Source organism: Methylomonas sp. (assembly GCF_023228165.1).
Classification (GTDB): Bacteria; Pseudomonadota; Gammaproteobacteria; order Methylococcales; family Methylomonadaceae; genus Methylomonas.
The window spans coordinates 21,863-48,232 of the sequence record NZ_JALOBS010000020.1 but is presented as its reverse complement, the minus strand read 5'-3'; the positions used below and the strand labels follow the sequence as shown (position 1 = coordinate 48,232).

The following is a 26,370-nucleotide window of genomic DNA, read 5'->3' as shown; positions in this document are numbered from 1 at the left end:
GGGAATTGCCAATAACAAATGATAGAGGTGAAACTGCTTCAAAGTCCTTTTGGGGGTCGAAGCGACGCGTTAGCCTCTTCAAAAATTGAATTCCCGTATTTCCTAAAACATAATAAACAAACAAGCTTAAACACACGAACTTTTACTCATAGAAAGAATGCCTGCTGGACTTGTTACGCGCACGGGAAAGAAATCTGGTACGAGCACTGCAAAGAAAACCCCTCGCAAAACTGGGGATTCAACGGCTGCGGCTTCAAGGAAGAAAGCAATTAGACGCGCAGTCGAAGTCGTTCCGACGATTAATAAATTCTATCCGCTGTTATTCCAGAAGGCTTTCCTCGCCGCAATCGCAGACCTCGCATCAGCGGAGTTTAAAACCAAATTTCCAAATTCAAACTTTGCTCATTGGAATGATGATTTATCGAATATCATCACAAAAATAAGCGACGAGCCGAAAGCAAAATCGCTGATGAGCATCGCGCCGAAAAGTTGCCCGGCACTCGTGCGTTTCATGGAATATCTCCATAATGAGCTCGCGAATCAAATCGGTGACTGGCTTAATGACAAAAACGAAAATATACTCGAAAGCGCGAAAGATAATTCTGCGCGATTGATAGCCGCGCTTATTAATATTGGAAATAAATTCACTGCATATGCAGATGAACTTCATGCATCGCGCGTTGCTCAATACGCCGATACAAATGGTTCATCGGCGGTTATCATTAAGAATTTCATGCATGATGAATTGACACCAGAGCAAATCGCATCACCGAAAATCGGGATAATTGCGAATTTACTCGTCATTTTAGTGAAATATTTGGCGATGTCTTTCGCGCAAATCACAATTGTCAATCTTGATACTTCGCCAATTGGCGATTTGAAGATTGTGCAGGTCGCGATTATGCTCGGATTGCCAATGGATTCCCTCTCGGAATATCTAAAACAAACCAGCGCAGATGCAGCCGCTGCAAAGAAAGCGAAAATTGATTCAGTCGCTGCACCAGCGGATGGTGCAGCTGACGCATCTGAAAGCGCTTCGGCAAATGAATTGTCCGAAGAATCCAAAGAAGCATCCAAAGAAAAACCCAAAGAAAAACCCAAAGAAAAACCCAAAGAAGAATCCGAAGAAGCATCCAAAGAAAAATCCAAAAAAGAATCCAAGGAGGCATCCAAAAAGGGTTCTGAGGAAGATTCCGAGGATGAGTCCAAAGAAAATGACTCCGAAGAAGAAAAATAAACGCGCGCGTTCACAGCGCCTCAGTTGAGATTACGAAAATATTTTTTTCAATTTTCCGCCGCAGCGGCGCTTTCCAAATCATAATCTTTGTATAATAATGCGACGACTTCGCGTTTTTTCGCGTCAAGAAGAATCATTTTCCCGCGGGAAACATCCAGTCGCATTTCTGGCTGTTTTGTTGGTAGCGGAAATATACCCGCATTGTCATCACAATGGAAAGAAACGACCGCTGTTTCGCCGCGAACCACTTTTTGCGGTACGCACACAGTCATAGGAATTGGCGCGTCATTATCCACGCAAATACTGCCGCGCATCGAAATGTCAAACAAAGAAATGCCACTATCCGGCACCAAATAGAGAATCAGCGAATTCAGCCCTGCTTCTTGGCAAAATTCTGGTGGTGCGCACCAAAAGCCTCCGAGGCACGCTACGCAAAGCGCTTTATTGCGCGAATGGTTGCGCAAGATGAGAATCACTAATAAAATGATAACTATAATCAATGCGATAGTCAAGCGCGACATTATATATTATTGCCACGGTGAATTATCTATTTTAGAGCCGCAAATGTTGATTGTATACTACTTGCCAATGCCGTGAAATTAAGCCACACATGGAATAATGCAATCTCAGTTGCATCGTCGGCAGGTATAGATGGCGAGAATGGCGCGCTTTCTCTTGCGATGTCGGATTGACGGTGGTTGGCAATTTTTCCTTTGGATTTCCATTGGATTGATTACTAATTGCCGCGCAATTTGGTAATTGTGGGAGTTATTCTTGTGCGGTGGCGATTTTGCACAATACTTAAAATATTGTGCGAAGTCAATGTTGCTCGAGTCTTAGTGCTGATTTCGCCAATATTCGCATTCCAGTCACGATGCGAATATTATTAATCGCGTAAAGCTTTTAGGAGTGGCGGCTTTAATGCGCGAGATGCGGGATATTTGTCAGACCTGAGTAGGCGACGAATCGCTCGAAAGAGAGATTCTGGGATATTCCTTAGAATATGGGTTTGTATATTTCGCTGACTATTTTTTTGCGCGCTTGTGCAAAAAAACGCGATTCGCGCGAACTGCGAGTGATTAATGTTTCGCTTTTCTTTTCTTTGAATATGATTTACTTTGAGATGCCGATGCCGACGCTGCTGCCACAACTGCGACTGGCAATTCAGCCGCGCCATTAATGAAATCGCTGCTAAGAATTTCATCCGGTGTTGCTCGCACAGTGTAATCATATTTCAATCCCATCTGCAGAAAATCTACAATTCGCGCGAGATTCGCATCGAGAAGAGTATAATTTCGGCGGATAAACTCGCTCAGTGTCACTCTTTTTATTCGCTGATGATATCGCGGCAGTCCATTGTCAAAGAGATTTCTCAACTCATTATTGAGCATTTCGTCTGGCGGCGTGCCTAAAAACTTATAAAATAGAACAAAATGAGCATATAACTCATCAAATGATATATCAGCAGTTTTGGATGACGATTCATCATCCATAGATGAATCTTCCGAATCAGCAGAACCTTCGGCTAAGCCCTCTGCAGAGCCTCTGGTGGAGTTTTTCTCGCTGCGCGAGTGTTTTGCAGACTTCCCCCCGTCGTTTTCACTTTTCTCGCTTTGCGAGTGTTCATCGAATTCAGAATCGTGTTCACTCTCTTCTTTGATGAAAATCCCCTTAATATAATCATTATCGAAATAATCGAGATTGCTATCATTGAATACATCGAATAAATCTTCACCAAATAAGAGGACAAATACAACGAGCATCGCCGACCATATATCAGTTTCGAAGGAATATCTCCTCCCGAGCAGAATCTCTGGCGAAATATATGGCATCGTGCCGACATGCATACACGCCGGGCGCGGCAATTCTTGCTGAGCATGGTCCGCAGATTTCTCTTGTGCGCTTGTATCGAGTAATGATGATGAGCCGAAATCACATAGTACAATATGGAAATCTTCGAGTCGCGTACATTCTGAAATCGGCACCGTTAAGAGAACATTTGACGGCTTTATATCTGCGTGAATGACTCCACTCTTGCGCAAATATTTTAGCGCGTTGAATAATTGGCGAGATATATGCGCGACTAATTCATGCGCTGGCATCTCATTTTTGTTCGCTTTCTGATACTCGCGCACAAGAGTACTAATACTTTGATAATAGCGCGGCATGATGAAATATGGGATTGGCGGATTATAATGCCTATCATCGAGGCTCATTACATCGCCGGCAATATAGCCGCTTTGGCGAATTTTCGCAATATTATCATGATTTAGATGCGCGAGAACGCGCCGCTCATTCTCGAAGGAAAAAGTCGAATTCATGTAATATTTTACTGCGACTTTATCTTCTGCTAATCTCGCTGCATATACATCGCAAAACGCTCCAGCGCCTATTTTTCGATGAATTTGGATACTCGGGATAATCGCCGTTAATTCACGCGACATGTTGTCGCTTTTTTCCGTTGCCATTTTGGTGAAATTGTGCTCGCTGAAGGCTCACACGCTACACGGGTACTGCTATTGAAAATCGCCGATTCAGCTTTAAGAAAAAAATAATATTTCGACCGAGAATAATGCGAAAAGCGAAATTTACTTGCTTGCTGCTGGAATCGTCAATGAATAATGCTCCAGTAAGTTCCCAAATATATGTTTCGATTCGATAATCGCATCATAGAATTTAAGAATTGTTCCCTTTTTGATGCGGTCCGCAGCCGTCTCAATGTCGCGCATCGTGATGCGAATATTTTTTGCGCAGATAACGAACCATATCGCGCCGAGTACTTTGCTCGTTAATTGGCTTTTGCTGCATACACTACGGAGCGCGGCGAGATTTACGATATCGACGATAAAATGCAAATACGCACCAGTAAAACCGGGCGAGATTTCCTCGAGACGAAGTGTCTCAATAAAGCGCCGCGTATGCTGTTCCGCAAGCGGAATATCGATTGGAAAATCTGTTATGCCTTCTTCTTTAAATCCGCGCAGAGTGCTATCGCCTTTCGAGAATCCATCAGTTGTGAGACCCATAAATTTCGCGATTTCTGATTTTGTGCGAACAGTGCCATTACGAATATAAGCGAAATAAATCAAGCCGGCAAGAAGTTCGCTTTTGTTTTGCCCGCGAAACACGCTTCTCGTGCCAGTTTGCGTGAGTTTGCGTTGGATGCTCAAATATTCATCGGCAACAGTATTTAGAAGGGCTTCAGAAAATACATTTCCATGCATTCTATTTTTCTCGAGCAATTCATTTAGGAGTGCTCTTCTTTGCGTGTCAAATGCGCTCCCAGAGCAAACAAAATGATGCCCGCCTGTTGTTTCAATAAGTGTGCTCGTTGTATCATCCTGCGACTCCACAGCTGGTCCTGCGTTTTCATGTATTTGCCCGCATTTTAGGCAAATATATTGATGCCGCCTCATATCTAATTCCATGTTTACTCCGCACATCGCGCAATAATTAGCAGCGCTTTCCAATACGCCGCCGGCTGGTACTTCTTCGCGTGCGGCGAGAATTTCCTGGGTAAATTGCTCAAATTCATCGACTTGTTGCGGGGCTTCAGTGATGCGAGGTTTTCTTGTCTTTGATGATGTGGTGATTGGTTGTTTATCTGCGGCGGAAGTTTCCCGAAGGGGCTGAGGCTCTGCCATTTGTAATTAAACAACTAAAATAGCAGGTTATTCTATATACTTTAGCCAAGTTGCTAATTAATTTTAGATAAGCGTTTGCTTTCGGCTTACCTCCTTTGGAAAGTGCGCTAAAAAAATGAAATGATGCTTTCTGCTAATCAACACTATTATGCCGTGCTCTTTCTGTAGAAAACGTGGGCACAATATAAGAACTTGCTTAGCGTATAAACTGAATTGCGCCAAAAATACACAAACTCAAAATGCGAACTCGCGCGAAGCGTTCGAGCCTTCAGCGAGCGCGCAAAGCGCGAGCTCCCGCGAAGCGGTCGAGGCTTCGCCGAGTCCTTCGCAAAATACAATATCGCGCCCACATAGCCGCGGCGGGAATAGTCTTAAATCTGGCAAAACTTACGAAGAGAAAATTGCAGCACAATTAAAAACATGCAAATTTAATGGAAAACCGCTTCAAGTCAGCGAAACAGCCGGCGCATCCGCGACGAAACATGATATAGATTTTGTCGCGGATGGCATTGTTGTATCGCTTGAATGCAAAAATGGTGGGGCATTCGAATGCGGGGGACGATGTCTAAAAGTCACAAATGGCAAATTAATCATTCGAGAAGAATGCCTCCATCAGCGAGTCCTTGGCAATTATTGCCCATTCGGCGGCAAAATTCCTGCTTTTCTTCGTGGTGACAAAACGCTGAAAACGTGGGCAAATGAAAAACAGCAATTCAGAGATGAATATATTAAAAATCTGCCGACAAACGTCATGTGCGAATATTATAAATCCAAAGGCGTGCATTACATCCAAATTGCGGATAGGGGATTGTTTCGCACAGGCGCGGATATTCTCAATCTTGGCGTGCCGACAATCGCGTGTGAAGTAATAGTGCGCATTCGATGTAAACAGCATTCCAGTTCATCAATGCCATCGAGCGTACAAGCGTCATTTGTTTTTAACAAAAAAACGATTCCTGTCTCGCCATTTGATTTAGTTTCGAATATTCCGGAGAATTTACGGAACAATGATAATCTCTGAAGATTTCTTATCTTTATTCATGCCGTAAGACCAACTTACTTCAAATATCTGATGCGTGGAATATAAATCGCGAATGGATTGACAATCATTATAACATAATATCCAATCGTTTCTTTTTTGTAATGCCGCTGCAAATTGTGCGTGGTCGAAAGATGAATGTAAATCGCCGTCTTTACCGTAAAGATATTGCTTTTGAAGATAGTAAGGCGGGTCGGCAAATACAAATGAATGCTCAGTTTGTGGATGCGCTGCAAGAAAATCAACACCATTCGCACAAGAAAACTCTATACCCGCGAGATTCACGCGGCGAATTGCGTCAATCGCGGCTGCATTTAGGCGCCCTTTTGCTGCCTGCGCAGAATATCCACCGCAAAATGTTGAACCACTAAATGAGGCACGATTGATGATGAAATATTTCGCGGCGGCGATTTCGGCGGAATGAAGTATGGGCTGCTCTCCATTTTCTGTGAATAGGGCACGAATGGCAGCAAATTTAGCTTTGCTTATCGGCAATTCAGTGCTCACTTTTTCGGCAACTGATTGCGGATTTGCCGCGATTGCGCGCCAAAAATTAATTAGCAAATCGAACGCATCGTTCGCAAATACGCGGTGTATTCCATTCGCGAGAAGAAATAATTCGAATGAGCCGCCACCAAAGAATGGCGAAATGACTTCAGTGCGACCGGCATAAAATCGCTGAACAAATTCGCGAAGAATACGAATTGCGCGCGTTTTGCCCCCGGGATAGCGCAATGGCGATTTATTTTTTGCGACCGCGATTGGCAATGCAATAGTAGATGGTGCGCTGCAAATTAATGTTATAAGCTCATCTTTTCTTTTGCGACTATATCCTTTTATTCCGCGTTCTCGGCATATCGAGATAAGCGCGGATGTAGTCTTATCTTTGTATTGATTCTCATCACTGCACGCCGCCATTGTATATTATTTGATAGAGCGGCATTCAATTTATCGCAAAAAATAGTATTAAGAGTCTCCTCGGAGAATACTCGAAATGAGCCGTGCATATTCTTCGCTCGCGATAAGCGCAAACGGGCAATCCGCCGCAGAATTATCGCCAACAATTTGCGCAAAAATCGAAAGATAGACTGCGCGAAGAGTGTGGTGTGCTGCGAATGTGTAGATTTGGCAATACATTTTATCCCAGAAAATGTGGGATGTTTCCGCAGACATAAGCGGCATAATGTTTTGCATCAGCGTAAGCGCGCTTTGTCCGTATAGATCTTTTTCGAACGGCGAAACATCATTCTTAATAAGCCAATCAATTGCTGTCTGCGTTTCTTGCGGAAATCTTATTTGAATATTCTGGACAATTATTCGCCATGCATTATGGGTCAGCGGGATATGGTATTCGCCAAATAAATATGCGGTTTCCGGCATATAAACAAGCAAAGTAGATATACTCTCGCGATTATAATGAGCTCGCCGGAGGCTCGACCCCTCCGGGGGAGCTCGCCGGAGGCTCGACCCCTCCGGGGGAGCGGTTCTGTGTTCGAGGAATTCCGAGATATCGCCATCTAAATTGCAAACACACGAGAAAATTAAGTGAAGCATTGTAAAACATTCATTTGGTTGTAGCTTCGAGCCGGGTCGCCAGAATCCCGTTGCGAGCGTGTCAATTATTATCGGTAGAAAATCGGCATTCCCGAGCATATTTTTGAATTCTTGAGTATTCGTCAATTGCAAAAAGTAAATGGTATCACACAGATTAAATGGAAGTACAAATCCTTTTTTTAGTGCTGCGCATCTTATGGCTTCTTTAATCGCGCAAAATGGGTCTGCTGATTGCGGAATCAGCGAATGCATCACTTCCGCATATCTGCGCCAAAATGATTCATCTTCTGTGTTATGAAATGCGTAAATAGTTCTCTGATTGTCTGCAAGTAGCGCCTTTAAAATCCCTGAAAATAATAGGTACGTAATTCCATCGGAATCCACTTTAGGAAAATGATAATCCGAGAGGAATTTGAAGAAACACATCGCAGCTTCGATTCTGTCTCGTTGACCGCGAACACATAATGCCACGAGAACCAATGTTTTACATTGGCGAATACTGAGTGGGCAATTAACAGTGGCGAGCACATTCTGAACTGCTAAATAGTCTCGCAAAGACAACACTCGTGCTTTTGTGATTCGTTTCGCAATTTTGCTGTCTACGCGATCAAACGCATCAGTCAAGATTTCAATGACGAATTTCAATATCAATGGATTTTCTGGCATTGGAAATATCCGTACAAGATCTTGATGTCTGGCGTAAACAGGCAATGGATCGATACGATTGCGCGATCTATCGTGCCAGATATCATCGCGCTCTTCATCACTCATCCCGCGCTATTGATTTGATGCCGTTTATTTCAAAAAAAAGTAATAATGAGATTGGCATCATTGCGCATTGGATTCGCCGATAATGATGCCAGAAATGAGTCGCGCGTATTCTTCGCCGGCGATTAACGCAAAAGGGCAATTTTTACTAATGCGCGCATTGGCAATCTGCACGAAAGCCGCAAGATATATTTCGCGCAAAGTAAATCTCGCAGCGAGTGCGAAAAATTCATCATCCAGTGCAGCAGATTTAGACGATTTCGTCGCGGAACTTAGCCGATAGTGCATGAGTTGCAGCGCGCTTATTCCAGCTTCATCTTTTTCGAGCGGCGAAATTTCCGAATCAATAAGATAACGAACTATTTCTTGCGTTGAATCGTCCCAATCCTGCAGAATTACTTTCTGCCAAATACAGTGTCCGGCAAGCGGAATATTGTTAACGGCGAATACTCGAATCAAAAATGGCATCTTGTCAACGAGTATCGCGATATCTTCATAACTACAATTCATTGCAAGCAAACCAATGTCATGTTTCTCATTCTTAATAACACTAATAAACGCGGTTAACATCTCCAGACATTCTTCTTGATCCAATTTAGTATTCTGCTGGAGGAACAAAGCAACTGTATGGAAAAGCTGCGGCAAGAAATCCTGTGCGGCTATGGTACTGATTAATTCTTTTCGAAATGTATTATACAACAATGTGACAATGTCGCTCAAACTAAATGGCAAAACAAAGCCAGCTGCTCTTGCTGCGTATGAAATCGCTTCAAAAAGTAAGTCTTTTATGGTTGCGAGTCTCGGAAACATTTTGAGCACCATTGCGATATAATCATCCCAGAAACGAAAACCCAATCTTTCGCCATTCTTAACTTCGGTAAAATAAAAATATGTGTTGAGTGATATGCATATTTTTGGTTCTCGCATGCATACACGCGCCATATTTAGAAATAACGCTTCAAAAGATAATTTTGGAGTGCGAAATACCTCGAAATGATAAAATCTCAATGCTGCTTCGATTCTATCTGGCATTTCAACGCATAAAATTGCGTCCATTAACATTTGAAGCTGATTATTACTAACCGGACATCCAAGCATGGCGATAATATTCTGCATTGTTAAGTATTCTTGTAAAGTCAATAGTTGCCGTTCTTTGAGAAATTGTTCAATATCTCGACCAACGATGCGTTTATCTTTGTCACACAATAAATCAATCACGAGTTGTGTAACATATTTATTGTTCTCCGAGGCAGGAATGAAAGATCGGCTCAACCAAACACTCTTAGCATAAAAGTCAAAACTAATGATTTTACTACCCATTGTGCTTTATTATGCGTTGAGTTATTTCAAAAAAATAACATTGCGAATATCGCACGATTAGATAATATCGGCATCAAACGAGGTCCGCAATGGTATTCGCGTATTCTTCGCCGGCAATTAATACAAATGGGCAATCTTCGCATTGATTTTTGCCAATTTGCACGAAAACAGCCGTGTAAATTTCACTGAGAACATATCGCGCAGCGAGTGATAAAAACTCGTTTTCGAGCTGCTCTACAATTTCCGACTGTTTATGCGGCGAATTTTGAAGGCGCGTCCACTCTGCCGGCGTTTTAATCTGCCGATAACGTATGAGCTGCAGCGCATTAACGCCAGTATCATCTTTTTTGAGCGGCGAAATGCAAGAATTGAGAAGAGAGCGAACAGTTTTCTGTATTTCGGCACTGCTCCAATCTTGTAGCATCATTATTTGCCAAATGTTGCTTCCTTCGATAGGAATATGGTTTGCAATGAATAGATTGACTATTGTCGGCATTTTATCAACGAGAATTGCGATACTCTCGCGGTTATATGTCGCTGATGGTATCACACCAAGAACCCCTTTGATAATATTGATTATTGATTCAATTAACGCAGCAATATCCATTGGGTCTAACGCGTTTTCTTGCCGGAAATATGCCGCGAGTGTATCGAATAATGTTGGCAGAAAATCATCCGTCAGCACCATATTTGTTAATTCTTCTACACTCACGATGCGCAATAATGCAACCACATCATGCAAGCTAAATGGAAGGGCACATCCTTTCGCTTGCGCAGCACAATGAATCGCATTAAAAAGTACGTCTTTTACAGTCACGAATCCCGCATGCCCGCGTACATAATCAAGGTAATCACGCCAGAATTTATGACCAATGATTCTACCTTTCTCCACGGAAGTATCTTCTACATATGTTTTAAAAGAGATGCAGCTTCGCGGTTCATTCTCATATTGAAATAAGAGACCACGAAAAAGTGCGCTATTGGATTGGCGCGGCACATATCGCGAGAAAAATCTATAAAGATGCATTGCCGCCGCGAATCTATCTGGCATATTGACACTCAATACTGCGCGTAATATCGTGTACAAACTATTAGAGTTTAATTTGCATCCAACCATCGCGATAACATTTTGAATAGTTAAGTATTCTTGTAGAGATAACCATTCTGTAGTGGAATACTCGCGGCATGGATGCTTTTCGCGTGAATATGGCGTATTTGTCAACACCTCGAGTATGAATTGCGCAACGTGAGGATTACTTGCAATCGGCTTAAATGGTTTTTCTGCCCAATATTTGACGCCGACCGCTCTAAAATCGATACTTTTGCCATCTGCCATTGGTGCTTTTAATCTTAATGGTATGGATTTCAAAAAATGAATTCCACATCCATGAAATAAAGGTTGCTCAAAAATGAGCCAGAAAGTCTATCTCGAGAGCATAGAACGCGCTGAACAAGAAAAGCGGAAATATGCAGTTTCAGTGGAATGCATTTACGCTACAATCGGCGATGATATTCTGAAGACATTTTCGGCGCGACAATCAGAGCGCGATTGCATAACTGCATTTCAGTTAAAACTCATACATTCAGGATATAAAGTTGAACCTCGAAAGCCGGTCGGCATCGTAGCCAGTAAATCTGCGGCGAGTGAATTTATTTTCAACTGCGGCATTCAATCATATGAGTGCATTATTGATTATATCATTAGCGGACAAGCAGTGAAACACACAGTCAATACGCTAACTTATATTGCCAAAATCACAACAACACGCGACGCGGCTTTCAAAATTCACGCGCATGTTGGTCTCATTTGCGCAACTATTCTCGCGGAATACAAAATCGCCGGCATTGTTGCGCTGCCATTTGATAATCTATTACAAAGATATAAACTCATATGCATTTCGCGCGCCGATGGAAGCGAGTCATGCGCGACGATTATATTGGCATAATCGTTAACAGTACTTTTTATCCGCGAATTTCATTTTTTTGAATTGGCAAAAAAGAGGCGAATTTTATTGGAATGAATATTCGCTCAACTTAGCAGGCAAACACGCTAAATTTGCGGCAATATTGTGCGCTACTGTGTCGCCACATAATTCGCAATCATAGCGCGACACATAGCAAATTAACCGCATTGCAACAATTTTATTTTCTCCGACAAATGCGGAAATTAAATCGTCGCCGAGATATTCGCGTAAAAACATCGCAATCTCGTAGGCAATAAATAGTTCGTTTGTTTGACTATTACTGTTTTTGTCACGCAATTGGACGAGTTTTGGTAGAAGCCGATCTAAATCGCGCATGTGTGCGGTACTCGTTACTTCGCTTTTGTATATCATGTCAGCCGTCGCATCATCGAGAAAATTTCGAGCATCGCGTGTTGTCTTAAACTGTATTAATTTGGTTTCTAAAACCGCGATAAATGCCGCAAAACACTTTGATTTGTCAAAAACAACCCCAGCAAAGGAGACTATTTGCCGGCATTCAATATTGACAGCCATAAAAATACGAATTAGATTCGTAAAGTTAAATAAGCGCGCTCGCGAATTATCGCCGAGTTGTTCGCAAATCGCGTCTATTTGGCTTTCTGCGATTTGAAAATCACAACGTTGATCCAACACAGGTGTCGAGCGCGCCTGTTCTGTGATTGCTATTCTTTTTATTATACCTCCAATGCTGATTTCGAGTAACTGTGATGGAGCAGCGGTGCCGAGGTCCTTTAAAACCGTGTATAATTGAAACGTGGGAATATAGATTTCGCGCAGAATCTCAATGAAGTAATTTTCGATCATTCTGTCAATCGCTATTTTCCAGTTGCGACAAACACAGCGACAATTAAAAATGTCCCGCATTTTGGTCCGAAAGTCCCGAATGAGGATACTTGTTTTCGCGCATTTACTCTCATTTCCAGCGAGATTATCGAAAATTATTTTCCAAAGGAGCGTATTGCTGAAAAGTTCATCCATTCGCAATAAATATCATATTTTTTGTGGGAATACAATTCAAAAAAGAAGATGAACTCATTCCGTCTTCGAAATCGCAGCTTCGCCCGGCTCTTTCTTCGAAATCGCAGCTTCGCCCGGTTGCTTGTGCAATTCCGCGATAATATCGCGAAGATAAACCAGCTTATCGAATTCATCTGCAACTTGCGCGCGATGATGCTGCCGCATTCGTTCGCTTTGATCACTGGCGCACAAATGAATGCATCGATTCATGATATCTTTTTGTTGAATTGTCTCCAGAAACGCGAGATACATGTGCGCGTCTAATTGCGTATTTGCGGGCGTTGTCAGTACGTTATGATTGCGATGTTCCTCAACATTTTTTAGTATTTTGGCAAATATATCATTCGTAAGAATGTAAAGTAATCCATGAAAACGACCAACTCCCCCGGAGGGGATGTTTCGCAGAGATGCAATTTCTTTAGTGACGAGTTCACAGCGATCATGATCTTTTTTTGTTGTTGTGATTTCGCCACTAAAAATTTCTTGTAAAACGAGCGCGGCATTGCCGAATTTAATAGAACGAAAGCCGGGGGTGTGCCAGAATTTAGTGACAATGTCTGCTGAATCCATTTCATTGGCGAAAAGTACGCGAATCATTTTTTGTTCGTCCGGTTGTTGCGTATTAGATTTAGCCCGATATCGTTCTCGCAAGATTCGTATTCCATCTTCTAATGGCAAAGTACAGAATTTAGACCAAAGATTCAAATTTGTTAAATGATAATAAGTCGCGAATGTTGGCGGATAAATGTCTATGGTAGTTTTTATGCGATGTGTTCTTTTGACTGGGAAGCGTATGCGGAATGTCACTCCTTTCGTTATGTACTTCATTACTCTACTAAAAGATACGCCGACCGTATGGAAATCTAAATGTACGAAATCAAACGAAGAAAGATCAACAATACATTCTAATGCAGGTTGTTCGGCGGGGTGCAATACGAATGAATACAAATGCCCATCGCGATACGCATACCGGCAACAATCTAAATCGAAAGTGCGCAAAACATGTGTCATAGATGGTGAATTAGCGAGAATAATTTGAAATTTTGAGTAACATATTTCTTGATTTAATTCCCCCATATCATCGCAACAATCCATGCGATTCCAAATGTGAAACGTCAATGAATGCTCGGTGATGAGCGCCGCGCAAAATACATGGGCATTGATGTCTTTATTGTATTTTGTAATCGCCGCATCGATTGCGGTTGCCAAAATGGTGGCATATTCTACGAATTGGTCCTGCGATTTCATTCCGAAAGGGAAGAAATCAATATCGTCATATGGAATGTATGGATTGTCGGCAAAATGTTCGCCAAATAAGTGAAGCGCATATCCGCCGGCGATACAGAAATGCTCCCAGAACTTCCGTGGAAGCGAGCATATAATATAAGATTCAATTTGCGCGAATAGTACATTTCGGTCTATACATTGTGCGGTGCCTTCTGATGTCACACGAATCTCATTTGCTTCAACAATCTCAATTTTAAGACAATTCGCGAGCGGATAATGTTTTGAAGGGGGTTGTTTGCCGAATATGTCAATCGCGCCTAAGTCGAGCAAACGGCGATCATTTGGCAACGGGTGCGGAATAAATTTCATCGTATCGCTGCAAATTTGCCGAAAATGCAGAATATCGCCAACAACGAGGTGTTTTAAAATCTTCTTGCTTAGAAATTTATTGCTGAAAATCTCTAAGAGTTGCTCGTACGTTTCCGAAGGCATAGGGACTTCGGCAATTCCGCAGAGCTCCCCCGGAGGGGTCGAACCTCCAGCGAGCTCCCGCGAAGCCTCGATTGCAAAGCGGGAACTTATAGCAGCCATAGCCGTTATTCTTATTAACACTGCTTTTCAAAAAAAACCATCTACCTATAAAGCATCGTAAAATCTTCCACGATGTCGCACACGTGGTCTATGGTAGCGTCATTTGCGCGCGCGGTACGTTCGAAGTTCGGCGAAGCCACGACAGCGAATTGCGAACTCCCGCCAAAATGATGGAGTTTCTTCTCACATGCGAGAAGAAAATTAATAATGTCGCCATTATTTTTAAGCTCGTAACAGCATGCGAACTGGATGATCATTGATGGTAGATCTACATCATCTTTTCTACCATAATTAGAGTAACCGAACCGAGAATAAAGCGAATCCATTTTATCATCAGCGTCCGATATTGCGAGTCTGCGTAGTGTTTCCGAAGTTGGTGCGTCCGCGAGGCAATCCGCAGGAAGGCTCTGGCAATAAAGCCGCATCACAAATAACGCAGGAGAACAATTTTTACTATGACACGCGGCTACGAAAGATTCGCGAAGGTCATTATTTCCGCTCCATTCAATTGCAAGGGCGTGCATGTCGCTACGTTCGGATTCCACCGCATTGAACAGCATACCATTAAAATCATTTGCGCCCCATTCCCGCGCGAGCAATACGAGCTCTTTATTTCCATCATACGTTGCGGACAATAGCATACTGTTAAAGCAAATAATACAATCCTCGTATGCGATTTTATCTTCAATTAACCAATCTCGTGCAAAGCGGCATAACCGCTTTGACTCGCGAAACATAAGTTTATAATCTACTTTGCCGCGGATCCATTTTCGCGCAAGAATGCATGTTTTCAGATTCCCGCATAACATATTATTGAAGTTTAATGGTAAAATTCTGTTACCTAATTCTTGTGCCCACTCCTTGATGAGCGTACAAATAATTTCGTTATCATCCTTCTTCGCGGCGACTGAAAGTAATTCATCGAGAATGCTGCCATTCTTCGCGTATTTAGGACTAAAATCACCAGCTTCGTTTATCCAACTCTTTGCAAGTACAAACAACTCAATATTTCCGTTCGCAGCAGTAATCATTGCCATTTTTTTGATATCTCGTGCTCCCCATTCTCGCGCGAGAATGCAGAACTCGGCGAATCCTCCTCTAATTGCGCCGAACAACATATCATCAAAATCTCCGTACCCGTTATCAATGCGACGTCTATCATATTCGCTCAGTTCGTTTGAGGGATCGTCATGCCAACTTTTAATAAGTTCGCATAACTCGCGACTTCCGCCTTCTGCGGCACCGCCAAGAATGAAATTATATGACATACTTTTATCGCAACTGCACCGGTTTCCCTGGCACGTTGCCCATTCTCGCGCGAGAACGCAGAACTCAATTCTGCGTTTCTTCGCGGCAATACATGCCATCCAGTCAAAATGGCTCGGGCACCAATGGCAATACCGAAACGCATCAGATTCTTCACACCATTTTTTCGCAAGCAAGCATGTTTCCATCTGCCCATATTCTGCCGCGCAAAGCATCATTTCGATAAAATCAAACGCACCATGATTTTTTGCAATTACACAACGCCCAATTTGTCCACATTGCGCGGCTTCAAGCAAAAGGGCATTTGCCGTAAATTTAGTTGGTGCTGGAATGCAATCGCGAAATACTTTGCAAACTTCTCGAAATTGGCACATCTCTTCGGGATAACCCCAAGAATAGATTAAGTGTACAACGCTTTCATCTAAAGTGTCCATTTGCTTTTTATAGTTCGGTAATGGCAGCTTTCAAAAAAGTGAATCGAACAATACCAAATAATCAATATACATGCCGACTATCTTCGAGACGATATTCACCGGAGTTCCCAAAGCGTGGATGGACTTATTCACGCAGCCGCCATTACGCGGCTTCTTTGCTGAAGCAGTGAAAAAATCACTTGCCGAATGTGGCGGAAATTCTGCGCAATTCGCGCCGGCAGTGGGCAATATTCTCGCGGCGTTTCGCGCAATTGAGTCGCCAGAAAATGTGAGAATCGTTATTTTAGGGCAAGACCCTTATCCGAATGATACAGCGATGGGTTTGGCATTCGGCGTGAAATCGGGAATGCCAATTCCTCCCAGTTTGCGAATGATTTATAATTGTTTACTCAAAAAGAGTCTTATTCCCGCGATTCCACAATCTGGCGATTTAATGCCGCTTGCTCGCCAAGGCGTTCTTTTGCTTAATACTGCGCTAACAACGCGGAAAACACAATCTGCGGCGCATGTCACATTTTGGCACCCATTTACAGAGGCATTTCTTAGTAAATTCTCGACAATCAATCACGACTGCATTTATTTACTTTTCGGTACAAAAGCGCAAGAATTCGAATCTTATTTGATAAATGTGCCAATTGGACTTGTTTTGAGCTGGGGACATCCGTCGCCACTAAATCGCGATAATCAATCGCCAGATAATCCGCGGTCATTCGTAAATTGCACGTGCTTTTCTCGCGCGAATGAATTGCTTATTTCGAAAGGATACGCGGCAGTTGATTGGGATATTTCACATCAACAGCCAGTCCTCGCGAATGTCGCAAGTGATTGCGCGCCATCGGCAACCGATGACGCACCGAGTGCGCCGGCAAATACTGCTGAACATCTTCTCGCGATTGAATCACCCACTATCGCGCCATTTACTTGCGTCACTGGCAAATATGATGACTCAAAATTCGCCGGCTTCGCTGGGCAAAATTTTATATTCACTGATGGAAGTGCGAGTAAGAATGGGCGCAAGAATTGTGTGTCTGCTTATGCGTGTATCGTCGTGACGAATAAACACGCAGTTTATGAAACTGCCAAAGTTGTGCCAGGGGATGCGCAGAGCAATAATCGCGGCGAACTTCTCGCCATTTTCGCGGCGCTCAATTGGATCATCGAGAATGCCGATGAAATTGCCGGAGAAGTCATTATCGTATCAGATAGCCGCTATTCGATACAATGCATTTCTGTTTGGGGCGATAAGTGGCTCGCTGATGCTTCAAAGGCGGAAGACAAAAAGAATTTAGATATCATTATGCCTGCAATAAGGCTGCGCAATAAGATTCGAGATGAGCTTAACATTAAATTAACATTCCATCATATCGATTCGCATCAGCCGGCGCCTTCATCGGGCGCGAGCAATACTGATATTCTGCTATGGTACGGAAATGATATTACCGACAAACTCGCGCAGGCGCAAGTGCGCTAAAGAGCTCCCGCGTAGTGGTCGAGGCTACGCCGAGCTATAATCTTTTTTTGATTTATCGCATCTTATTAAACAAAGAATGGAGCACCCGCAAATCAAGCGAGCCCTCTTCGAGCAGCTAACGCACCCAATTGCGCGCTTTTCCCCAATAGAGGAATATTTTCTCACCATAAAGAAAGTTGGAATATTAGAGCGTGGCGCAACCGAACTATTAAGTCCATGTTCGTCGGATTCCAAATCACATGGAAAATATGATATCGGTGCCATCGCGATGGAAGATATTGTAGGCAAAGATTTTGCAGTCGCGTGTGATTTTATTAAATGTACAATTACCATAAACGCAATCATAGATGGACTACGCCAAACAAAGGACGATGAGTACACAGAACTTATCGGTTCTATAAACGAAGAAGCCGAGCTGCAGCAACAATATCATCTTGTTGAAACCGCGAATAAAAAAGTGAGTAATAGTAGTCCCAGTAAACACGCGTCAATCCTCGAATTTATCGATCGCCATCCAGAAATTAAGCACAATATCGAAGAGAGATGTTCTGCAATATTCACGCCGACATATACATCGACGAACGGAGTGATTTACATAAAATCGCCAGAGAAGAATCAAACCGCACTATATTTCGGCATTAAATTCGATTCAAACGCTCCGCCATTTTCGCTCGCCGAATTGCTCTGGATTTGCGGATCATTGCACAATTACCGTATGAGGTTCGAAATGAAATACGCTCTGGAGGATGATCGTTACATTTATAGTCCATCTGGAGTTGTATACACTGGAGTGCCGACAATACTGCAACTCGCGAGCGGCGCGATTCTCTTTTCGATTGGTAAACAGTGATAACTATGCATATCGCACGATTACTCTCGCAAAATTATTTTTTTGAAATGCTGCTATTTATAGAACAAAGGATGGAGCAGTTATTACTGGCGATACCGCGATTCTCATTAGTGAAAGATTATTTTCTCGATACAAAGAAAGTTGGGATAATGGAGAATGGCGCGACTGAATTGTTGAGCCAGCGCTCATTGGATCCAGAATTACGCAAAAAATACGATATTGGTCCAATTCCTATGGGTGATATTGCGGATAAAGATTTTACAAGTGCATGCAATTTTATCAAATTGGCGATTATCGTGCGCGAAATAAGTCTCTCAAAAGAGGATGAATTCGCGGAACTTATCAACTCTATAGGAAATGAAACCAAACCGATGCAACAATACCTCGTTGGAATTACCGATAAAAAGGTGCGCGGTTGTGATCCGGGCAAACGCGCGAGAATCCTCGAATTTATCGGTTGCCATCCGGAAATCAAACAACACATCGAAGAAAAGTATTCTGTCATTTTCGCGCCGATTTATGCGCCTTCAAATAAAATGATTTTTATAAAATCGCCCGAGAAGAATCAAACCGCGCTGTATTTCGGCATTAAATTTGATTCAATCTCCCCGCCGTTTTCCATTGCGGAATTACTCTGGATTTGCGGCTCTACTCATGATTGTCATGCGAAATTCGAAAAGAAATACTCTCCCGCGAATAATCGGTATATATTCAGCCAGTCGGGAATTGTTTACACTGGAGTGCCGACAATTCTGCAACTCACCAGTGGCGCAATTCTCTTTTCGATTGGTAAGCAATAATAACGCCGCACATCGCGCGATTATTTTTTTTGAATTGCTGTTCCTTATAAAACAAAGAATGGAATGCCAACAGCAATCATTTTCATCGATAAAAGAATATCCACCGGGCACAACGAAGATTAAAATCATGGGACAGCTGTTATCTCCGATACCGCGCTTTTCCTCGATAAAAGAATATTCACTCATAAAAATGGAAATGGGGACAATTGAGCGCGGTGCGACAGAATTGCTGAGTCCATCATTTATTCCGCCGCTGTGTACAAATTTTAATATTGGCATCGTTGCAATGGAAGATATTGCGGATAAAGATTCTACTTCCGTATTCAAAGCTATTAAAATGGAAGCCATTATGGGCGTTGTTACTGAAGCAATTTCTTCAGAAACGAATATCGTGAGGTTGAGTGAATTAAAAAACTTCGAAAAATTCATGGATCGCGAAACACAGCAAGCACAACAATATTTCGCTGGGATTGACGATATTATTCCCGCCGAAATTGCATATAAAGGTGATCCGCTCGATGGACGCACTCAAGTTGCCGATTTTTTCAAACTCTATCCTGAAATCAAGCGTTGCGCGGAATTAAGATACGCGAGTATTACAGCGCCAACTTACGAGTCTTCGAATGCAACAGCGATCATCAGACTCGCAGGAAATAATGGGCAATCGCTGTATTTCGGCGTCACATTTAATTCAAACTCTCTGCCATTCTCTATCGCTGAATTGCTCTGGATTTGCGGAAGTGTTCACAAGCATTATCTCGAAGGACGCGAAAAGAAACACAAACGCGCGATTAGAATGTGGGAAATTTGCTATAGCGGCGTACCGACAATCGCGCGTTTGGCAGATGGCACGATTCTATTTGCGATTCGCGACCACAACTAATTCATTCGAAGTATTGCGGTTATTTTTGAATTACCGTTGTTCATAAAATAAGAAATAAAGCATTCGTATAACAATGCAACCAATTCCACGTTTTTCACTAATAAAAGAATATTCGCAAAAGGAAATGGAAATTGGAACTATTGAGCGCGGAGCTCGCCGAAGGCTCGACCCCTCCGGGGGAGCTTTCTTCCGAAGACGCGCGCGCATTGCGTAAAACAGTTTCAGTTTTAATCAAATTTAATCCGGATATCATGCAAAAAGTAGAGAAAAAATTCGCAAATTTTAACGCGCCGCTTTGCGAGAGTTCGCGATTCACGACAGTCATCTTGCGGACAGATGAAGGTGATGAGATGTTGCCACACTTCCGCATCGAATTAAATCACGCAGAACCACTAATTTCCTTTGCCGAATTATTCTGGATTTATGTTTCGATTCGGGTAAATTATTACTCGAATCGCCCAAATATTCATCGTACAAAGAAAATATTCGATCCGAGCTATAATTATTATAGTGGAAAACCAACTATACGCTTGCTATCTGATGATACTATTCTCTTCGCAATGGATGAATATTAAAATCAATTATGGCGCAGCTTCGCGCGTTTATTCTCTTTGAATTTTCATCGCGCGTTTCGCTAAATTTTTTTCTTGAAGAAATACGCGCGGTAAAAAAATAAAATCACCGCCATTTTCATGGTTTCGCTCGGAGCAATCGCACATCCATTCAACAGCGGGTCTTATTTAGTAACAGTTTTTCTGAAAGTCGCACAGTCACGGCGAGAATTTGCCGATTGACTACAGCGGTATGATTACACCGACCGCATTTTGCCGCCAAATAAAGATTGCCGCATGAATCGCGAACAATTAATTCGCTGTAGAGATGCGTTTTATGCGGTCGTCGGTGCTCGCTGTGAATTTATTAACTATTTCTTTTATAGGAAAAACATTCTATCAGTATTGACAGCAGAACGCTGGTATAAATTAGTGATTTGCGCGGATGCGCTGTGTTTTTCAATTGTGATTCACACGAGCGGCGAATCTGGTTTTACATTTGATAATCGCGCGCTCGAGCGCGCATTCGATACGAAATTTTCTTCTTGCGCAAAACGAATCCGCACAGTTTGTACGATTCAGGAATGCCCGAGCGGCATAACAGCGGATCAATTGGCAACAGTGTGACAAAAAAATGAGCTCCCGTGAAGCGATCGAGCCTTCGGCGAGCTCCCGCGTAGCGATCGAGGCTTCACCGAGCTCTTATTGCTTTTTTCTCAGGTAGTGTACCAATAAGAGCCGGGAACGTTTGCCTGTTGTGATTGCATTGTAAGATATTTCGCGGCGGCAGTATGGTGACTCCGTAAAACGTAATTTATCAATACACGAAATCGATAGCTCGTTAAATATCCTAACGAAATACCCATTGGCACGAGTAATTTGCAAATATTAATGCAACAAATTCCATCTTGTGAATTTTCACAGCTAAAGAGAGCCGGATAATAATCCTGTGGCAAACGCGGTAAAAAGCGCGCTACAAATTCAGTTCGATGTTTTCGCAACGCATCGATAATACATTCCCAGATTTTCTCATTATTTGGATTCGCGACACTAAAATCCATTCCGCAAATTCTATGTTTCCACTTTTGCCGAAAGCGCCAATATTGCGAATGACTTTTGGATGAGCTTCGATTAACTTTTTTGCCCACGTAATATTCCCAATCCTGCATATACCGCGAAATGCCCGTTTCCATTTTTTTGTTGGCGGAAAATATCCTCCGGCGCATCTTCCCTCGCAGAATTCCCTTTGGCAAGTGGCTTTTGCTCTCACTTTTCCATTGCTACAACTTGAACTGTATATCCGTGCATATATTTTTTGCGCCGCCGATTCGCTGAATCCGTGTTTCGCAAGATGATACGCAAGACGATACTGTGCCAACGATTTGCATATTGGATTTGATGCGCTTAATGATAAGACTTTTTCTATGAGAAACGCATTCCCCGCGATGAACGCATAACGCGCGATTCGCGAAAATGATTTATCTGGTCTATTGTAATTTTGCATGAATAATGTGGTGAAAAATAGTTCGACAATATCATCGCGCCTCGCTTTGTATGCACCGCGGAGAATCGCGTATTCATATTCGAATTTACTAATCACGCGAATATCTTGCGGCAATGCGTATCTGCCGATATTCTGCCAATCGCGGTAATCCGCGTCGTCTCCCTGCGCGATTGCAATCAATCGCTTACTACGCGAATCAAGAATGGCATCAATTATTCTTCGAATAGTGCGCGACACTTTGCTACAACGCAATAATTCGCGCGTATCGAGATTTTCGAAGATAAGCGTCAAAGGATAATCATCAATTATTTCCATTTCTTATTATTCTCTTAGACTCGCACCCATTAAAAAAAGAATAACAACAAAATATCGTGAATCGCCGCGATTCGCAGCGGAACATGGCGATTACGTGGTTTTGCAAACTGAATGCAAGTAATTTATTATCGCGCTGTAGTTGCATTGTGCTGCGAGTTCCAATATTCCGCTCGTGGAGATAACTTTCGCAGATATCATTCTTGGAATGATGAATTTGCAAATATCGATATCATGCAATAGAAATCCATATCTTAATATTGGATGGCGAATTACATTCGGTAAAAGTTGAATCACATATTCTACGATAGCGAAATGATGTTTCTGTATTGCGGTTATAATCATGTGTGTTAATCTATTGGAGTCTTGCAAGTGGATGTATAAAAACCACTTAACAAATTCTATACATCCACTCTTACCAATTATATAGTAATATAGTAATGACTCGCAACAATAAATATCGACGCAGTAATTTTCACCAATCTGCACTGCCCATTCAATATTTCCACTTCTGCAAATGCCGCGATACAAACGTTTCCATTCTCTTGTTGTTGATGGCGGACTATCGTGCGGCAAGAAATAGCCGCGGCAGCCTATTCCTTCGTAGAAATTCTCATGAAAATTATCTCTACCCCCACATATCTTTCGCGCAGACTGTTCATCGTACCCATATTTTGCAAGATGATATTCTAGGCGATAATACGCACCCGCAGAATATTCAGTATTTCTGGTGGTAAGGTACGTTATTTCATTAATAAGAAAAGTACTTTTTGTGCGATACGCATATCGTAGAATTCTCCTAAGTGTTGCGCTGGACAAATTTCTATCGCGAACACCAGTAAGAAACCACCGGATTATATCCTCGCGCTTCTCTGCATATGCGCCGCGAAGGATTTCGTACATAAATTCATCGCAAATATGCAGAAGCGTAATACTAATTAGCGTGCAATGTCTGCCGACATTTTGCCAATCAAGATAACTTGCCTTATCACTCTGCGCAACGGCGATTAGTTGTTTACTGCGAAAATCAAGAATGGAATCAATTATCCTTTGAAGCGACTTAGACACTTTGCGACAGCGTATCAATTCGCGCGTATCGAGGTTTTCAAAGATGAGAGCTGTAGGATAATCGCCAATTATATCCATTCTTGATTTTTAACTCTTTGCTTAATTCAAAAAAAGATTTACTGCGAACTATCATTCAATGATTGTAAATAATTTGCCACGCTGGGATAAGCGCATTCAGACGAAAAGCGCCATATATCGTCCGAGGAAATAAATCCCGCAGATATGCATTTAGGAATGATGAGCTTGCAGACATTAATATCACGTAAAATCAGTCCGTCAATTGATAGCAGACGATAATATTCTATCGGCAAAAGCGAATCGATATACTTCACAATTGCAAGATGATGTTTTATTATCGCGCTTTCCATGCAATATAATTGACCGCCAAATTCAATTGGCTGTAATGAGAAAAACCACTTGACGAGTTCGACATTTCCGCTCTTACCAATCGCATGGTAATAAAAATCTGGTTTGCAAAATAGAATGTCCGAACGGCAATTGTCGGATATTAGCTTTGCTAGTTCGATATTTCCGCTTCTGCAAATGCCACGATACAGATAATACAATAATATTCCCTCAGAAGGACAATTGGTTGGTAAACTTCCTCTGAATCCTATTCCCTCGAAGAAATTCTCTCGATGAAATGCTCTTCCGCATATTTCCCGTGCGGAACGCTCATCAAATCCATACTTCGCGAGATGATAATCCAGATGATAGAAAATTCCTCTGGAATAATTGGCAACTAAGAGCGAAATCTTATTTTTAAGATATTCACTGTTCTCGCGATATGCGTACCGCGTGATTCTCTCGAATGTTTTTCCGAAACACTGTCCATTTACATTAGCGAGAAATAATCGCACAATATCTTCTCGCTTTTCGGCATATGCGCCGCGGAGAATCTCATATTTGAATTCATCGCAAATGTGCAATTGTGAAATACTCATCGGCGTACAATATTTGCCTACATTCTGCCAATCATGATAGTCCGCGTTATTTCCCTGCGCAATGGTGATTAGATGTTTACTGCGCAAATCGAGAATAGAATCGATTATCCTTCGAAGCGACTTAGACACTATGCGACAGCGTATCAATTCGCGCGTGATGAGATTTTCAAAGATAAGTTTAATGGGCTCGCCATCGAGCGTATTCATCCTTATTTTTTGTTACGCACAATTCAAAAAAAATAACAACAAACCATCGTTAACCACACTGCAAGAAAGTTTATAGTTGCGGAAATAGCGCCTTTCCGCAAGTTGCAAATGGATATTTCTTGATTGCTCGGTAATCGCGATCGCGATTGGTCGCTTACTGCGAGCGCCGAGCGAATGCGCATTACTTCATCTATAATCCTGTGCCAATCGCGGCAAACATGGCGAAGATTCATCAGCATTTTGACACCAACGAAAGAAAATATCGCCTGTAAAACATATTCCAATGGTTGCTCTATTTCTGCCATTTATTATTCTTGATATGCGCTTTTCAAAAAATAAATGAATATACGTCACTGTGCGAAGTGATTTACTCTTCGAAATTCTTAATCATCTCCGAAATCAAACAGATGCAGTCTTTCGACAATAGCAAGAATGGGCTTCTCGCATCTTGTCGCGCAAGTGCCGCAACGCAAACTTCGCGAAGACAACAACTCGCGGCGAGATTCTTAAACGCAAGATAGAGAAGATAACTTCCTTCTGAAAGGCGGTTAAATTCGTCCGAGTTTTCTTCCGCATCCGCCTGAGTCGGATATTGCGCAGGAAATGCAGCGAACGGCTGCGTATACTGCAGCATGCCAAATGCGTGAATGCCATTTTCATCTCGTTCTAACGGTGAAATATTGGCGGCAATGAGCTTTTCGACCAGTTTTATCGTCTTGGCATCGTGCCAGTTGTGCGTCATGATATAATTCCACGCATGCGCGCCATGAATCGGAACTTTATTCTTGAGGAACAGCTTGATTATGCCGGGATTTGCGCAGATAATCGCTACGATGCTCTTGCGCGAATATTTCGGCTGCGGAAAATCGATGACTACTTCCTCTTCTTCGCCATCTCCATCAATCGCACGCTCGCTATATGGATGCTTTTTAAGTCCGAAAAGATAATAGAGAATATATTCGCATCTACCGCCGTTTATTTGACCCAGCCGCAATTGTTCCGCGAGCCACTCCACGACTTGTGTAATATAGCATTGTGTGAATAAACTTTTGACTATTTCTATCTTGTCAAACTCACAAAGTATCACCATTGTATCATATGTATCGAACGGCAAAATTCCGAATTTTTGCTTTATTGCTTGGAGGAATGAATGTTTCAGAAACATAAATAAGTCTAAACCGCTATGTGTAACTTTTGCCGCTGCGATATATGCGTTCCAAAATTCGCGCTTTGGGCAATTCGATTTTGCACCATTGTAGAAATCACGAAGGTCCAGTGGTTTGTATTCTTCTTGTTCCAGTGATTTTCTAAGTTGCCGGAATAGATATGGCACGACATCAATATTTGGAAAATGTGATGCAAGTTTATAGAAATGCATAGCCGCTTCAAAACGATGAGAAAGATTCACAATAGTCGTCGCAGCGCAAGCAACGCATATAAACTGCCAAGATATTGCGCTTCCGGCGATTTGCGAAAATATCGTCTGTAAAGCAAGATAATCCTTAAGCACAAATGGAGAATCTTTTATTGACTTCATAGCGGTGTCAAATGATTGCTGAGTTATTTGCCTCGTTGCGGTTAACCACGCGGCAAATTTCGGAAACGCCGCGTTGGTTGGCGTATATGGGGGAAACTGCCTCATCCTGGGCGAAACGGTTGAATACTCAATCATGTCGAAACTCCTCTTCATCTTGGGCA

Annotated in this window: 24 protein-coding genes and 1 pseudogene; 9 read left to right on the top strand and 16 right to left on the bottom strand. The window is 42.4% G+C overall.

Annotated elements, in window-relative coordinates; all coding sequences use genetic code 11:
• The first annotated feature begins 157 nt into the window (after window positions 1-157).
• Window positions 158-1,237, top strand: coding sequence for a hypothetical protein (locus M0R33_RS15405; protein ID WP_292571079.1), 1,080 nt, complete (start codon window positions 158-160; stop codon window positions 1,235-1,237).
• 47 nt (window positions 1,238-1,284) lie between these two features.
• Here M0R33_RS15405 and M0R33_RS15400 read toward each other — a convergent pair whose 3' ends face one another.
• The 3 genes from M0R33_RS15400 to M0R33_RS15390 all read right to left on the bottom strand — a co-directional run bounded on the left by M0R33_RS15400 (window position 1,285) and on the right by M0R33_RS15390 (window position 4,881).
• On the bottom strand, window positions 1,285-1,758 hold the full coding sequence (locus tag M0R33_RS15400) for a hypothetical protein (RefSeq protein WP_292571077.1): 474 nt from the start codon (window positions 1,756-1,758) through the stop codon (window positions 1,285-1,287).
• 558 nt (window positions 1,759-2,316) lie between these two features.
• Complete coding sequence (locus M0R33_RS15395; protein ID WP_292571075.1) at window positions 2,317-3,705, bottom strand: protein kinase; 1,389 nt, start codon at window positions 3,703-3,705, stop codon at window positions 2,317-2,319.
• 120 nt (window positions 3,706-3,825) lie between these two features.
• Entirely contained in the window at window positions 3,826-4,881 is a 1,056-nt protein-coding gene (locus tag M0R33_RS15390) for a hypothetical protein (protein WP_292571073.1), read from the bottom strand.
• 148 nt (window positions 4,882-5,029) lie between these two features.
• Here M0R33_RS15390 and M0R33_RS15385 point away from each other — a divergent pair, with 148 nt between their 5' ends.
• Complete coding sequence (locus M0R33_RS15385; protein ID WP_292571071.1) at window positions 5,030-5,902, top strand: hypothetical protein; 873 nt, start codon at window positions 5,030-5,032, stop codon at window positions 5,900-5,902.
• Here M0R33_RS15385 and M0R33_RS15380 read toward each other — a convergent pair.
• The 4 genes from M0R33_RS15380 to M0R33_RS15365 form a co-directional block, all read right to left on the bottom strand.
• Window positions 5,879-6,838 (bottom strand): DNA adenine methylase, encoded by a 960-nt coding sequence (locus tag M0R33_RS15380; protein ID WP_292571069.1) that lies wholly within the window; start codon window positions 6,836-6,838, stop codon window positions 5,879-5,881. The two genes, M0R33_RS15385 and M0R33_RS15380, sit on opposite strands and share 24 nt — an antisense overlap.
• A gap of 48 nt (window positions 6,839-6,886) precedes the next feature.
• Window positions 6,887-8,245 (bottom strand): hypothetical protein, encoded by a 1,359-nt coding sequence (locus tag M0R33_RS15375; protein WP_292571067.1) that lies wholly within the window; start codon window positions 8,243-8,245, stop codon window positions 6,887-6,889.
• A 57-nt stretch (window positions 8,246-8,302) separates the two neighbouring features.
• Window positions 8,303-9,562 carry a hypothetical protein gene (locus M0R33_RS15370; protein ID WP_292571065.1) on the bottom strand — a complete coding sequence of 420 codons (1,260 nt, stop codon included), beginning with the start codon at window positions 9,560-9,562 and terminating at the stop codon, window positions 8,303-8,305.
• A 73-nt stretch (window positions 9,563-9,635) separates the two neighbouring features.
• Complete coding sequence (locus M0R33_RS15365) at window positions 9,636-10,931, bottom strand: hypothetical protein (protein ID WP_292571063.1); 1,296 nt, start codon at window positions 10,929-10,931, stop codon at window positions 9,636-9,638.
• Window positions 10,932-10,971: 40 nt separating this feature from the next.
• Between M0R33_RS15365 and M0R33_RS15360 the strand changes: the two genes are divergently transcribed.
• Window positions 10,972-11,508 carry a hypothetical protein gene (locus M0R33_RS15360; RefSeq protein ID WP_292571061.1) on the top strand — a complete coding sequence of 179 codons (537 nt, stop codon included), beginning with the start codon at window positions 10,972-10,974 and terminating at the stop codon, window positions 11,506-11,508.
• Between the two features lie 63 nt (window positions 11,509-11,571).
• On the opposite strand, the gene M0R33_RS15355 is transcribed toward M0R33_RS15360, so the two are convergent.
• The 4 genes and pseudogenes from M0R33_RS15355 to M0R33_RS15345 form a co-directional block, all read right to left on the bottom strand.
• Window positions 11,572-12,351, bottom strand: coding sequence for a hypothetical protein (locus tag M0R33_RS15355; RefSeq protein ID WP_292571060.1), 780 nt, complete (start codon window positions 12,349-12,351; stop codon window positions 11,572-11,574).
• Window positions 12,352-12,411: pseudogene (locus tag M0R33_RS24440) on the bottom strand (F-box protein); the annotation flags it as partial.
• Between the two features lie 168 nt (window positions 12,412-12,579).
• Window positions 12,580-14,382 carry a hypothetical protein gene (locus M0R33_RS15350; RefSeq protein ID WP_292571058.1) on the bottom strand — a complete coding sequence of 601 codons (1,803 nt, stop codon included), beginning with the start codon at window positions 14,380-14,382 and terminating at the stop codon, window positions 12,580-12,582.
• Between the two features lie 41 nt (window positions 14,383-14,423).
• Entirely contained in the window at window positions 14,424-16,082 is a 1,659-nt protein-coding gene (locus M0R33_RS15345; protein ID WP_292571055.1) for a hypothetical protein, read from the bottom strand.
• Between the two features lie 70 nt (window positions 16,083-16,152).
• Here M0R33_RS15345 and M0R33_RS15340 point away from each other — a divergent pair, with 70 nt between their 5' ends.
• The 6 genes from M0R33_RS15340 to M0R33_RS15315 all read left to right on the top strand — a co-directional run bounded on the left by M0R33_RS15340 (window position 16,153) and on the right by M0R33_RS15315 (window position 21,264).
• On the top strand, window positions 16,153-17,553 hold the full coding sequence (locus M0R33_RS15340) for an RNase H family protein (RefSeq protein ID WP_292571053.1): 1,401 nt from the start codon (window positions 16,153-16,155) through the stop codon (window positions 17,551-17,553).
• Window positions 17,554-17,629: 76 nt separating this feature from the next.
• Window positions 17,630-18,403, top strand: a complete 774-nt coding sequence (locus M0R33_RS15335) for a hypothetical protein (RefSeq protein ID WP_292571051.1) — start codon at window positions 17,630-17,632, stop codon at window positions 18,401-18,403.
• A gap of 5 nt (window positions 18,404-18,408) precedes the next feature.
• Window positions 18,409-19,203, top strand: coding sequence for a hypothetical protein (locus tag M0R33_RS15330; RefSeq protein ID WP_292571049.1), 795 nt, complete (start codon window positions 18,409-18,411; stop codon window positions 19,201-19,203).
• Window positions 19,169-20,086: a hypothetical protein gene (locus M0R33_RS15325; RefSeq protein ID WP_292571046.1), complete on the top strand. Its 918-nt coding sequence runs from the start codon at window positions 19,169-19,171 to the stop codon at window positions 20,084-20,086. The genes M0R33_RS15330 and M0R33_RS15325 overlap by 35 nt, the downstream gene beginning before the upstream one ends.
• A gap of 131 nt (window positions 20,087-20,217) precedes the next feature.
• Window positions 20,218-20,661 carry a hypothetical protein gene (locus tag M0R33_RS15320; RefSeq protein ID WP_292571045.1) on the top strand — a complete coding sequence of 148 codons (444 nt, stop codon included), beginning with the start codon at window positions 20,218-20,220 and terminating at the stop codon, window positions 20,659-20,661.
• A gap of 273 nt (window positions 20,662-20,934) precedes the next feature.
• Complete coding sequence (locus M0R33_RS15315) at window positions 20,935-21,264, top strand: hypothetical protein (RefSeq protein ID WP_292571043.1); 330 nt, start codon at window positions 20,935-20,937, stop codon at window positions 21,262-21,264.
• A gap of 346 nt (window positions 21,265-21,610) precedes the next feature.
• Here the strand turns inward: M0R33_RS15315 and M0R33_RS15310 are convergent, their stop codons facing one another.
• The 5 genes from M0R33_RS15310 to M0R33_RS15290 all read right to left on the bottom strand — a co-directional run bounded on the left by M0R33_RS15310 (window position 21,611) and on the right by M0R33_RS15290 (window position 26,344).
• On the bottom strand, window positions 21,611-22,456 hold the full coding sequence (locus M0R33_RS15310) for an F-box protein (protein WP_292571041.1): 846 nt from the start codon (window positions 22,454-22,456) through the stop codon (window positions 21,611-21,613).
• Between the two features lie 90 nt (window positions 22,457-22,546).
• The gene (locus M0R33_RS15305) at window positions 22,547-23,599 is read right to left on the bottom strand and encodes an F-box protein (RefSeq protein ID WP_292571040.1); all 1,053 of its coding nucleotides are present in this window, start codon (window positions 23,597-23,599) and stop codon (window positions 22,547-22,549) included.
• Between the two features lie 38 nt (window positions 23,600-23,637).
• Window positions 23,638-24,672, bottom strand: a complete 1,035-nt coding sequence (locus M0R33_RS15300; RefSeq protein WP_292571038.1) for an F-box protein — start codon at window positions 24,670-24,672, stop codon at window positions 23,638-23,640.
• Window positions 24,673-24,695: 23 nt separating this feature from the next.
• Window positions 24,696-24,977: an F-box protein gene (locus M0R33_RS15295; protein ID WP_292571036.1), complete on the bottom strand. Its 282-nt coding sequence runs from the start codon at window positions 24,975-24,977 to the stop codon at window positions 24,696-24,698.
• A 62-nt stretch (window positions 24,978-25,039) separates the two neighbouring features.
• Complete coding sequence (locus tag M0R33_RS15290) at window positions 25,040-26,344, bottom strand: hypothetical protein (protein ID WP_292571035.1); 1,305 nt, start codon at window positions 26,342-26,344, stop codon at window positions 25,040-25,042.
• Between the last annotated feature and the right edge of the window lie 26 nt (window positions 26,345-26,370).